The 11,251-nt window shown below is 65.4% G+C and carries 17 protein-coding genes; 10 read left to right on the top strand and 7 right to left on the bottom strand.

Going from position 1 to position 11,251, the window contains the following annotated elements; all coding sequences use genetic code 11:
* Positions 1–94 precede the first annotated feature (94 nt).
* Complete coding sequence (locus ASF57_RS24005) at positions 95–418, top strand: cytochrome c (RefSeq protein ID WP_056488589.1); 324 nt, start codon at positions 95–97, stop codon at positions 416–418.
* Between the two features lie 33 nt (positions 419–451).
* Here ASF57_RS24005 and ASF57_RS24000 read toward each other — a convergent pair whose 3' ends face one another.
* The 4 genes from ASF57_RS24000 to ASF57_RS23985 form a co-directional block, all read right to left on the bottom strand.
* Entirely contained in the window at positions 452–1,066 is a 615-nt protein-coding gene (locus ASF57_RS24000) for a DUF1003 domain-containing protein (RefSeq protein WP_244477104.1), read from the bottom strand.
* Positions 1,067–1,187: 121 nt separating this feature from the next.
* Complete coding sequence (locus ASF57_RS23995; protein ID WP_056488584.1) at positions 1,188–1,391, bottom strand: DUF2934 domain-containing protein; 204 nt, start codon at positions 1,389–1,391, stop codon at positions 1,188–1,190.
* A 47-nt stretch (positions 1,392–1,438) separates the two neighbouring features.
* Complete coding sequence (locus tag ASF57_RS23990) at positions 1,439–1,813, bottom strand: hypothetical protein (RefSeq protein WP_056488581.1); 375 nt, start codon at positions 1,811–1,813, stop codon at positions 1,439–1,441.
* A 55-nt stretch (positions 1,814–1,868) separates the two neighbouring features.
* Positions 1,869–2,720: a universal stress protein gene (locus tag ASF57_RS23985; protein WP_056488578.1), complete on the bottom strand. Its 852-nt coding sequence runs from the start codon at positions 2,718–2,720 to the stop codon at positions 1,869–1,871.
* A gap of 419 nt (positions 2,721–3,139) precedes the next feature.
* On the opposite strand from ASF57_RS23985, the gene ASF57_RS26145 reads away from it, so the two are divergent.
* Positions 3,140–3,409: a hypothetical protein gene (locus ASF57_RS26145; RefSeq protein ID WP_156376327.1), complete on the top strand. Its 270-nt coding sequence runs from the start codon at positions 3,140–3,142 to the stop codon at positions 3,407–3,409.
* On the opposite strand, the gene ASF57_RS23980 is transcribed toward ASF57_RS26145, so the two are convergent.
* Together ASF57_RS23980 and ASF57_RS23975 are read right to left on the bottom strand one after the other, a co-directional pair.
* Positions 3,369–4,112 carry a cyclic nucleotide-binding domain-containing protein gene (locus tag ASF57_RS23980; RefSeq protein ID WP_082504473.1) on the bottom strand — a complete coding sequence of 248 codons (744 nt, stop codon included), beginning with the start codon at positions 4,110–4,112 and terminating at the stop codon, positions 3,369–3,371. The two genes, ASF57_RS26145 and ASF57_RS23980, sit on opposite strands and share 41 nt — an antisense overlap.
* A 61-nt stretch (positions 4,113–4,173) precedes the next feature.
* Positions 4,174–4,737: an OsmC family protein gene (locus tag ASF57_RS23975; protein WP_056488575.1), complete on the bottom strand. Its 564-nt coding sequence runs from the start codon at positions 4,735–4,737 to the stop codon at positions 4,174–4,176.
* Positions 4,738–4,897: 160 nt separating this feature from the next.
* Between ASF57_RS23975 and ASF57_RS23970 the strand changes: the two genes are divergently transcribed.
* Entirely contained in the window at positions 4,898–5,824 is a 927-nt protein-coding gene (locus ASF57_RS23970; protein ID WP_056488571.1) for a LysR family transcriptional regulator, read from the top strand.
* 73 nt (positions 5,825–5,897) lie between these two features.
* Here the strand turns inward: ASF57_RS23970 and ASF57_RS23965 are convergent, their stop codons facing one another.
* On the bottom strand, positions 5,898–6,713 hold the full coding sequence (locus ASF57_RS23965; protein WP_056488568.1) for a universal stress protein: 816 nt from the start codon (positions 6,711–6,713) through the stop codon (positions 5,898–5,900).
* 177 nt (positions 6,714–6,890) lie between these two features.
* Between ASF57_RS23965 and ASF57_RS23960 the strand changes: the two genes are divergently transcribed.
* From ASF57_RS23960 to ASF57_RS23930, 7 genes are all read left to right on the top strand, one after another.
* Entirely contained in the window at positions 6,891–7,460 is a 570-nt protein-coding gene (locus tag ASF57_RS23960; protein ID WP_156376326.1) for a hypothetical protein, read from the top strand.
* 47 nt (positions 7,461–7,507) lie between these two features.
* Positions 7,508–7,753: a hypothetical protein gene (locus tag ASF57_RS23955; protein WP_056488561.1), complete on the top strand. Its 246-nt coding sequence runs from the start codon at positions 7,508–7,510 to the stop codon at positions 7,751–7,753.
* 47 nt (positions 7,754–7,800) lie between these two features.
* Positions 7,801–7,989, top strand: a complete 189-nt coding sequence (locus ASF57_RS23950; RefSeq protein WP_056488558.1) for a hypothetical protein — start codon at positions 7,801–7,803, stop codon at positions 7,987–7,989.
* On the top strand, positions 7,986–9,602 hold the full coding sequence (locus ASF57_RS23945) for an HWE histidine kinase domain-containing protein (RefSeq protein WP_348528161.1): 1,617 nt from the start codon (positions 7,986–7,988) through the stop codon (positions 9,600–9,602). The genes ASF57_RS23950 and ASF57_RS23945 overlap by 4 nt, the downstream gene beginning before the upstream one ends.
* Before the next feature lie 93 nt (positions 9,603–9,695).
* Positions 9,696–9,938, top strand: coding sequence for a biotin/lipoyl-containing protein (locus ASF57_RS23940; RefSeq protein ID WP_056488551.1), 243 nt, complete (start codon positions 9,696–9,698; stop codon positions 9,936–9,938).
* A complete protein-coding gene (locus tag ASF57_RS23935) occupies positions 9,928–10,332 on the top strand; it encodes a c-type cytochrome (RefSeq protein WP_244477103.1) in 405 nt (134 codons plus the stop codon). Before ASF57_RS23940 ends, ASF57_RS23935 begins: the two co-directional genes overlap by 11 nt.
* A 262-nt stretch (positions 10,333–10,594) precedes the next feature.
* On the top strand, positions 10,595–11,065 hold the full coding sequence (locus ASF57_RS23930) for a hypothetical protein (RefSeq protein ID WP_056488548.1): 471 nt from the start codon (positions 10,595–10,597) through the stop codon (positions 11,063–11,065).
* Positions 11,066–11,251: the final 186 nt, after the last annotated feature.

Raw genomic sequence — 11,251 nt, 5'->3', positions numbered from 1 at the left:
AGCCCCGTTTGCTGGCTCGGTAACCGTTGCCCCCGCCGGCCGCATCCCTTCGCCCTTCGCGGGCACCGCTTACCCCCTGGATCGGATCCGGCCTATGTCCAAGCGTCTCGCCTTCTGGCTGCTTATCCAGACAAGCCTCCTGCAGACCGCCGAGGCTGCCACGGACGGACAAATCCAGCGTGGCAAGATCTTCGTTGGCGCGAACTGCGCCACTTGCCACGCCGTCGGACGGATCGGGGCAAGCCCGCTGGCCATCGCGCCTGCATTTCGGGACCTCCATATGAATTATCCGGTCGAGAACCTTGGTGAGGCCTTGGCGGAAGGCATCACCACCGGGCATCCGACCATGCCGGAGTTCCAGCTCGAACCCGACCAGATCACCGACGTGGTGGCCTACTTGAAGTCCCTAGAGCGCTGACCGCAGCGGAAGTTCGAGACTGCTCCGTCAAGACTATGCTGGGCCGATGCCGACAGCCTTGGCGATGGCCTCGATCTGCGTCGACTGCGCGGCCAGCATGCCTTCGAGACGCTCCATCCGGATGTGGTCGAGCTTGTCGTGCAGGGCCATGATCTCGACCTCGGCCTTCAAGTTGATCTCATAGTCGAGGCCGGCCGCCGTCCGATCCCGCGCCGCCTGGCGGTTCTGAGACATAAGGATCACTGGCGCCTGCAGGGCGGCGACCATCGACAGGATGAGGTTCAGGAAAATGTACGGGTAGGGGTCGAAAGCACTGGAGCGCGCCAAGACGACGGTGTTCACGAGGACCCATGCGACGAGCATTCCCGTGAAGACCAGGATGAAGCCCCACGAGCCACCCAACTGGGCGACGCGATCCGCGAGGCGCTCGCCGAACGCTTGGTGCTCCACCAGGACGCGGTTCACATCCTGGGACACGTGTCGCCGCTTGGCGATGTGGAGGATCACCCGCCGCTCGCGTTCGGAAAGCCCCTCAAGTCCCGCCTCCATCAACTGGTGGGCGAGCTGGGTGACCGCGGCGTCGACGAGCGGCCTTCCGGCTTCGTCCGCCTCGGTACGGTCGATGATGGGGGTCGCGCGGCCCGACAAAACGTGCTCGCCCATCAGCGGCTCAGAAAGCTGCAGATCGGGGAGTACCGCAGGATATCACGGCTGACGCCGCCGCGGACGTCCTCGCGTAAGCGCTCATGACTGCAGTCACGTCCGCGGATCAGCGGCAGCAATCGGACCCCGTTCCGCTAGTGACGAAGTCCCCGTCCGGAAGGACCGGCTGGCCAGTCGTCTCGCCGCGGAGTTGCCGTTCGGCCTGGAGCCAGAATTCTTCCTCGTAGCCCTCCGGCCGACCCCGAGTCTCCCAGAGTTCGAGGGCGCGGCCGCGGATCTCGGCTTCTGTCGGCATCGTCTCGGGTCGCATGGATCGTGTCCTTGATGTGCAAAGGCGAAGAGGATGCGTCGCTGCGGCTACGACGCAGGCAGGACCTTGTCCTGCAACGCGTTCTTTGAAGCGGGAGCGCGCTTCCGCGTGGCTCCTCGGATCAGGGTGGCGATGGCATAGCCCATTGCACCGACGGCAAGAGCGGTGGCCAACGCTGACGTCCCGCGTCGACGATCTCCATCCGAATTCCCACTCCGGATTGTCTGGTCCGCTTGCCGGATGGCCGCGTGCCCGCGTTCCAGGGTGTCCTGCGCCAAATGCGTGGCTTGGTCGGCGACGGCGCGGACAGCTTCCTGGGCCTGCGAAAATACCTTCTCGGTCGATCCCCCGATGCGATGGCTTTCGGCATCGGCTTCCGGACTTGCTATGGAATGGCTGTGCTCGTGATCGGGCTTGGTCATGATTGGTTTTCCTGTCCTGGTGATCGACCCTTTGGTCGACCGGGTTCGTCCGCAATCAGTGCGCGAGCAAGAGGGGGATCGGGCACGCCGTCATCAACGACTGGGTAAGCCCGCCGAAGATCCACTGCCGGATGGGGCCGTGGCGGTAAGCACCCATGACCAGCATTTCCGCGCGGTAGCGACTGGCCGCATCGCGCAAGGTCTCGGCAATGTCGCCGTCCGGACGCAGCGGCAGGTCGTCCACCGTCACGGCGATGCCATGGCGGGCCAGATGCGGAGCAAGCTCGGCCCCCGCGACCGAGCTCGACAGATCCTTCTCGCCGACCACCGAGATGATCTCGACGGCCTCGGCTGCCCTCAGGAACGGCAGTGCGTCGTTCACGGCCCGGGCCGCATGCGTGCCCCCGTCCCAGGCGATGACGATGCGCCGGCCGGCGAAGGCGTTGTGGCCTGCAGGGACGACGATGACGGGGCGACCGCTTCCGAACAGCGCCACCTCGATCAGCTCGCGGTCGAGGTCGATGGTGCGCTCCTCGGCATCCAGGATGATGAGGTCGTGCAGCCGGGCCTTGGCCGCGAACGTGGCAAGGATGTCCGGATGCGTCAGTTGCGGGCTCTCCACCGTGCATCCGACGCCGGCACTGGCGGCGTCGCCCCGAACCTTTTCGGCCACCGCCTGGCTGAGGCCGGCGGTCCGCCCGTTTTCCTCGGTCACGAGCGCTCGTCCGAAACTGCCTGCAAGGGCGCTGTTCATGACGAGCCGCCGCGAGGCCGCCTGGACGGTGAGGTGCGCCCCAGCGGTGACCGATAGCGACAGGCCGTAGCCGATCGCATCGCTCGTCTCGCCCTGCTGGCCCTCCTCGGTCAGCCCCACGAGCACGTTCTTGATGTCCTTGAGTGCCGGCATGGATACGTCCCTCGTTTCGGTTGGACGAACCCTAGTCCCGGCCCCGCGGTAATCCTTGATCCAGCGCAAAGCCGGTCGCGAAGGCCGAGAGCATGATGCCGTTCGAACCTGCCCCACACGTATCGGGGTCCACCGCGAAGGGCTAAGTACGCATGGCTCGATTGATGATGACGCTTGCGGTGCTCGGAGTGCTCGCGGCCGCGGCCACTGCCCAGGCTGCTTCTAATGACGGCCGCCAGGCCCGTTCCCACGGACCGAACATGCCGCGCTCCCGGGACGTCGTGCCGAGCGAGATCAGGCCTCAGGAGCCCGCCGCGACAGGCAGCATGCCAATGCGCGCATCGTCCGGTAACCGGTTACGCTGGCAGGACATGAAGCGCCCGCCGGTCCGCCCCCCGTCGTTGTGAGAGGAGCGCTTGATGACGTTCTCGACAGAGCTTCTGTACGGCGGCAAGGCCCCTACGCGGCGCATCGGCGAGCCTGCCTACTTCCTCGACTCCTCTGAACTGCGACCGGCGCTGCAGGAGGCGCGGGCCTGGTTCGACGCAGCAAGGACGATCGCCCTGGCGACGGGGGGTGCCATCCCCACGGCGGTCGCCCTCATGGAACGTGGCCGCGAAGTCTACCGATACCCGGCGGTCCGGACCGTCAGTGGGCCGACATCCGGTCGAGGCGTATCTGGTCAATGAGGCGCACGCCGCCTGGCACGATAAGGATGCAGCCGTCCCGGTCCAGGCGCGACAGGGTTCGGCTCACCGTCTCGATAGTCAGGCCGAGATGGTCGGCGATGTCGAGGCGTCCCATTGGAAGTTCGAGGGTGACCGAGGACAGCCCGATTCGGGCGTAGCGCGCCTGCAGCCCCACCAGGAAGGTCGCGATCTTCTCCTCTGCGGTCCGCCGGCCAAGAAGCATCATCATGTCCTTGGCCCGGGACAGTTCCTGTCCGGTGATCTCGTGCAGGTGCATCATCAGGCCCGGCTGCCGGCAGACCAGGTTCCGAAAAGCCAGCCGCTCGAACCTGCATGCGATTACCGGCGCAAGCGCGTCCGCCGACACCATGTAGCGGTCGAGCATCGACAACCCGAGGAAGTCGCCCGGGAAAGCGAAGCCTGTGACCTGCCGGCGTCCGTCCGGTAGGATGCGATACAGCCTGAGCGCACCGGAAATGACGTTGAACACTGAGTCGGCAGGCTCGTCCTGCACGTAAAGGGTCTGCTTCTGGTCGAGTGACACGCGCCGGCTCAATGGCTCCAGCGTGTCGCGTTCCGCCAGTGGCAGGTCCGTGGACAGGCTGACGAGGCGGACCTTGCCGAGCCCATCGCCTCGATGCGCCGGCACGGCGGTGAGGCTCAGATAGGTCGTCGGGCGGACCTGCAACGAATGGAGCGACATAGGGCTCGTCCTTCCTGTTGGAACGGTCTCATCGAAACGGCAGATGCAGGGCCGTGGCTGGTCAGGCCGCGACGGAGGATCTCGCGAGGGCCACGTCGAGGTGGACCGGGTTGTGCAAGGTGTTCGCCACTGGCGACCACAGCAGCGTGTGCCTGATGAGCGCCGCCAGGGCCTTGCGCGAGGCGTCCGTATCCATCGCCACCGAGACCCGGATGCTCTCGAACCCGATAGTCTTCGGCTGGAGGTCGTCGCTGCCCCAGACGGAAGTCATGTTGATGTCGGCCTCGACGCTGAGCTCCAGCGACCGGATCTGGATGCCTTGTGCCAGGGCGTTGGCGTGGATGCCGATGGAGAGGCAAGACCCCAGGGCGGCGAGCAAGGCCTCCGAGGCGTTCGGCGCGGTGCTGTCGTCCAACCGGCCCTCGGGCTCGTCCTCCATCACCGGCTGCGGCGGCAGGTCCCGGATGTAGTTCAACTGGCTGAGCCGCCCCTGTGCCACAGTCCGGCACCGCAGGGTGCGAACGGCCGCCGGGTTGGCCTTGCCCTCTGCGATGACTGCTTCCAGTCGACGCCTCCCGATGGGCGCCGGAACCCCTCCGTCGGAACCCGCTGGTAGCCGTGCCATGCTACTTTCCTTTCGTACGTATAGCCGGCACGAAGCATCCCAAATCATGAGAATATTTCGACCATGTTTATTTTGCTTGCCTGAGTATAAGTTGCAGAGAAACAAAAGTCGGCGTCCAAAGTCGACGATGGGAGATGCAGAATTGGATGGCAGGTGACGGATGCTTGACTGGGATGACCTCAGGTTTTTCCTCGCCCTGGCGCGGCATGGCACGCTCTCGGCTGCCGCCAAGGTGCTGCATGTCTCGCAATCGACGGTTGGGCGGCGCCTGAACTCGCTGGAGGCGACGCTCGCGGTGCGGCTCCTGAACCGCACACCGGAGGGCTACGTTCCGACCTTGGCCGGCGAGGAGGTACGCCGGAAGGCCGAACGGCTGGAGGCGGAGGCACTGTCGCTGGAACGAGACGTCACCGGCCGCGACGCCCGACTGCGCGGCCTTGTCCGGGTCACCTGCGCCGAGACGCTTGCCGCACATGTCCTGGCGCCAAGCTTCGCCAAGCTTCACGCGACCCATCCTGACATCATGATCGAGCTCATCCCGAACCCGCGGGAACTGAGCCTCGCGATGCGCGAGGCTGACATCTCCCTGCGCATGCGGCAGCCCGAGCAGCACGACCTCGTCGTGCGGCGCATCGGCGGCATCGCCTTCGGCATCTACGCGACGCCGGACTACCTCCGGGACCAGGGCCCGTTGGATTTTGACGACGGATGCGCTGGACATCGCCTCATCATTCAGCTCGACGACACCCAGGAGATGACCCAGTCCGCTTGGCTCACCGACTTGGCCTCGCGCGCGACGGTCGTCCTTCAGACGAGCAGCCACGAGGCCGCGGTGCTGGCCGCCGCGAACGGAGGGGGATTGGCGTGCCTCGCGCGCTTTCGCGCCGATGGGGAGGCGAGGCTTACGCGTCTGTGGGTACCGGCCGATCCTCCGTGCGCGGACGTCCTGCTCCTGGTCCATAAGGACAACCGCGATACCCCGCGCATCCGGGTGGTGCTGACGCACATCACGGAAAGCATCCACGAACTTGCAGGGGTGCTTCAACCAATTGAGACGAGTACCTCGGACGTCCGCGTCCCGGTTTGATCGTCTCGATCCCTCATGCGCCTTTCGCAGGCGGCGCCCTCCCGCAAGCATCAATGCATGGGTTCAGAAGCGGTCAGTTGCTCATCAGGCAGCAGACTGGCGTATTCCGCAGGATGTCCCGGGTGACGCCGCCGAAGACCCACTCCTGGAGCCGGGAGTGGCCGTAGGCGCCCATCACCAGTAGGTCCGCACCCTCGCGGTCAACGAACCCAAGGATCGCTTCGGCGGCAATGAGGTCGTCCCCGCGCAGCAGGTGGGTGGTGACGGCCGCCCCGTGGCGCGCGAGGTATTCTGCGACATCCTGCGATCCGCCGTCATCCGGCTCGGAGCTCACGGCGACGACGTGGACGGTGTCAGCCCGTTCCAGGAACGGCAGGCTGTGCAGTACGGCCCGTCGGGCCTCAAGGCCATCCTTCCAGGCGATGACGACCCGACCGATCCGGAGCTCCTCGATGCCGGGCGGGGCGACGAGGACAGGGCGGCCGGCCTCCACGACGAAAGGACCGGGTAGGACGACGAGGGAGCTAGGATCAGGATCTTCGACCCCCCACCTCCCTACCACGACCACGTCGGCGGCCCTTGCCTGTTGCATCAGGTAGCGTGGCGGGTGCGCCAGGTCGGACCGCCAGGAGGCCCGGCCAAAGCCCTCAGTGCTACGCTCGAAGAGCAGCCTGGCTTGCTCCAGGTCCCGGTTAGCCTGCGCCCTCTCGACGTCCGATACCCGGACGGCCGAGAGGATGTCGCGGCTCCCGGATGGCGGGTACGCCTGCCGTGAGGCCACGCCGATAAGCCGGGACTCGAACCGCTTGGCGAGGCTGGTCGCGAGTTGGACCCGATCCGCTGCGGCCGCGCCGAGATCGACGGAGACCATGATGCTGGCCAGGTTCATGGTGGTGCTCCGTACCTTGAGGCTTCGGAATGGGGTCCTCGGTCAAGCACGGACATCCCACCGTCGGCCTTGATCCAGGACAAAGTATCGAGGTGACGGACCCGTCAAACCCACGGGCTAGCCAAGCGAACAGTCTTCGGACGCTTGGCATCCTGGAACCCATGAATGGATTTGACCATGAGAACGCTGACGGCAATGACGGCGACGCTCCTCACTCTGTCGATGATCAATGCCGCCCAGGCGCAGTCGCCGGTGCCACCTCCCGGGGATGCGACCGCGACGATGCGGGAGGCGGGACGCGAGGCAAGCCAGGCAGCGGATGCGGCGTTTGAGGCAACCCGTCTTGCTCTGCAGGCGTCGAAGACGGCGGTGAAGGAAGGCCCGAAGCGGTCCGCCGACATGATCGGGAAGCTCGCCACCGACGCCGCGGAGGCCGCTACACGCGCAGAGACCAAGATCGCTGCCGCCAACCGGGCGGCAGGGGTCGCGGCCAACGCCTCAATGCTGAGAGCGACGGATTCGGCGCGGAAGTCCGTTGAGGCGACGCAGGCGGCGATGCGGAAGTCCAAGGATGCCGCCGAGGCCTCGGTCAGCTCGAACGTGGCATCCGTCCGGCGGGCCGCGTCGGGGGCGCGGGCCGCCATTGTCAGGGCCGCGACGGCCGCATCGAACGCCGCAAAGGCCGCGCGCGAGGCGGCCCGGACCACATGGGAGCGCGACATGGCGCAGACCCAGCTTCGCGGGTGACATCGGTCGGACGCCGCTTCCGACTCTATCCCTGAAGGAGAACACCGATGACGACGACCATGATGGCCCGGTCTTGCGAGGAAGCCGCGCACCAGCACGACCGGGCCGCGGCCCATTACCGGCACTCCGCCAGGCATCTTGCGAAAGGCGAGCACGCGGCCGCCGTCAAGGAGCGGGACCTCGCCATCGACCATTCCGACAGAGCCCGGATCGAGGAACTTGCCGTACGCCCAGATGGCATGGCGTCGGAGATCCGGACCCAAACAGAGGCGGCCTGGCACTTTGTGGGCTGATGCCGCCGAATGCCGGTTTCCCTTCCACCTCCCATGCGGACCCATCCATGGCCAACCCGATGTCTCCCGAGCAGCCCAATCCGACGTTTCCCGATCCGTCGCCGGCGCACCCGCCGCAGCCCGACCACAACCCTTTGCCCGAGCCGCGCGGCGTACCTGACTACGGCCCGGACGAGATGCTTCCCTCCAACGAACCTCTCGGCATCCCGTCCGGCGCCCCGCCGGAAATCGGATGACCCCCGGCTCGCTCGTCGACCCACCCTCTGGCTTTTCCTTGGCGAGGGGACCACCCGCTACAGACGAGTACGGCACGCCATCTGCCTATGCCATCGAGGGTGTGCTTGGCCTGTCAGGCATGGGTGTGCTTCGCGAGCATGACCGCATCGTTGCCGAACTGGCACGTAAGGTTGACGGCGTCGACCCGTTCGCTGCCGCGGTCCGCGCCTCGCAAATGGCGATGGTGATCACCGACCCCCTCCAGGCCGATAACCCCATCGTCTTCGCCAACGACGCCTTCTGCGTCCTGACAGGCTTCCCCCGCGAAGAGGTCTTGGGTCGGAACTGCCGCTTCCTGCAGGAGGCGGATACGGACCAAACCGAGATCATTCGCGTGCGCGAAGCCATCGAGGGTGGCGTCCCGGTCGAGGCTCGGCTCGCCAATCGCCGCAAGGACGGAAGCATGTTCTGGAACAGGCTCTTCGTGTCCCCGGTGTTCCAGGGCGAGACCCTGGCGTTCTGGGTCGGCTCCCAGTCCGACGCCACGTCGGAGAAGGCCCGCCTCGACCTTCTGGTGACCGACAGGAAGGCGCTGGAGCGTGAGGTCGAGCGTCGGACCCGCGACCTGACCGAGAGCGAGGAACGCCTGCGGTTCGTGCTTCAGGCCGGACGGTTGGGTTCGTGGACCCTGGAACTCGCCGACATGGGCTTCGTCGCATCTGAGACCTTCAAGATCGCGCTCGGGCGAGACCCGAACGACCCAATAAGTCACGCCGAATACGTGGGCCGGATCCACGAAGATGACCGGACCCGGCATGACGACAGTGTCGCCGCCTGCATCGCCGGACATGGCGACTACGACATCGAGTACCGTATCAACACCCCGGCCGGAACGGTTCGGTGGTTCAAGATCCGCGGCAAGCCATTCTATGACGACGACGGCGTTCCGCTACGGTTGGCCGGCATCGCCCTCGACGTGACGGAACGCAAGATCTCCGAGGCGCATCGTACGCTGCTTTCCAACGAGCTCAATCACCGCGTCAAGAACACCCTGGCCACTGTCCAAGCCATCGTCGTCCAGACCCTCAGGGCGAACCTGAGCCATGACGAGACCCGGGACATCATCCAAGGCCGCATCCATTCCCTTGCCACTGCGAGCGACGTGCTCACCCGCGAGAGCTGGGACGGAGCGACCCTGACACAGGTTGCAACGACCGCCTTGGCCCCGTTCCGAGCCGAAGGCGAACACCGCATCAGGATCAGGGGACCGGAGGTCATGCTGACGCCCCGGCTAACGCTGGCCTTCTCCATGGCCTTCCACGAGCTTGCGACAAACGCAGTGAAGTACGGCGCGCTGACGAATGAGATCGGCCGCATCCTCCTCGACTGGGATATCCTCAGCGGTTCGCATCCCCCGATGCTGCGTCTGACGTGGCAGGAATCCGATGGTCCTCCGGTCAGCGCGCCGACACGCCGTGGCTTCGGATCGCGCATGATCGAGCGGGCCCTGGCAGACGAACTCCAGGGTCGCGCGGAGATCGACTATCGGCCGGACGGCGTCGTCTTCACGGCAGAGGCCCGCCTGCCCGAGATACCCCGACGTGATCAAGGCCCGATCCAGGCCCGACTGTGATCCAGATCAAGGCACGCATTCAGGCGATGGCCTCAATGGCTTCACCGCTCTTCGACGCCGGGAAGCCGGAACGATGGACTATGGGAGGAAACGATGACCGACGTTCGCGTATCCGAGGATCTGTGGTCCACGGGCATGCTGCCCGAGGGCATCCTGGAGCGTTGGCTCGTTGAGGACGGGGCCAGGGTACGCGTCGGCGAGGCCGTGGCGGCCGTGCGCATCGGTGAGGCGCTGCACGACATCGTTTCGTGCGCAGATGGCAACGTATCGATCATGGCGCCCGCAGGCGACCTAGTCGACCCTGGCTGCATCATCGCCGAGGTCAATGCGCGATGACGTCTCCCACCGACTCCAGCGCTCCAGCGAGGAAGCCATGACCGGAACCGTGGTTCAGGGATGGGGTTTGGGTATCGTCGCCGTTCTGTCGCTTGCCATTGCCCAGCCCGCAATGGCGGAGCCAGTCAAGAACCACCGCATCCGGGGCTGGACCTTGGTGGCAGAGAACTGCGGTGGATGCCACGTCGTCGGCGGCGGTTTACAGGAAGGTGGATATATCGGTCCTGCGTTCTCGGCCCTGGCCGCGATGCCTTCGACGACCGGCATGTCCCTGAACATCCTGCTGCAAAGCCACCATCGAACCATGCCGAGCGTGAGGCTCGACCGGGACGAGATGGATGCTATCATCGACTACATTCTCAGCCTCAAGGCTGCAGAGCCTGCACAGCGTTGATCCTGATGGTGTGGGACGCGTAACGTCGGTTCGCGGATGCTGCTTCACGCCGAGAGCGATGAGTATGCCGGCCGGATGCAGTATCGTTCGCACACCACGGCGAATAAATACGAGAGCCCGTTCAGGGACCATGGAGACCGGCCCGAAACGACGGTCGCATCGATTCCCCGTGGGGGACGTTGCTCTTGGGTCAAACCATCCGATGCGGCGGAAAGCCGTGCGCTGTCCGTGAGCGGCCGGAGGTGGGACGGAAGGAAACCGAATGCCCAGACCCATGTTTGACGAGAGCAATATCACGTGGCGGACGCTCGACTGGCTGCCGCACATCGCCTTCTTCGTCTACAAGGTCGACGAGGAGAACCGCATCGTCGACGTCGTCTTCAAGTTCGCGGCAAACCAAAAGGTGATGCTGCATCGTCACAAGAGTCCCTACGTGACGCTCGTAATGCAGGGCGAGCTCCGGTTCTATCGCCCGGATGGCACCCATAAGGAGACCCGTCTGACTGGCAGCTATGTATCCGGCTCCGCGAATGGCGAGCCGCATCTTGAGGGTGGCGGGGACGAGGACGCCATCGTCTTCTTCAGCAACCGCAACATTGAAGACGCGCTGTACGAGTTCCTCGACGAGGCAGGCAATCCCGTCCAGGTTCTCAGGATCACGGACTTCAAGGCGCAGCTCGACGACCAGATCGCGACGGGAACCTACGATAAGGTCACCGCCAAGGCCGCGTAATAACCGTGACGCCGGAAATGTGGGTGGCATTCCCGGCGTCCGTCGAACTTTCCCGGGGCTTCGAATATCCCGGGTCGTACGGGTTGGAGCCGGATGAGCGGTTATGATCCCAGCTTTTGAAGCGATGTCTTCCCCATCCCCTCGTCTCCCACTACGCCGCGCTCCTCGATGCATCCAGCCAAGCTT

Origin of the sequence: Methylobacterium sp. Leaf117 (assembly GCF_001422985.1) — a bacterium.
In the GTDB taxonomy this organism is placed as follows: Bacteria; Pseudomonadota; Alphaproteobacteria; order Rhizobiales; family Beijerinckiaceae; genus Methylobacterium.
Note: the sequence above shows the minus strand (reverse complement) of the source record. Positions and strands in the feature narration are given on the sequence as shown.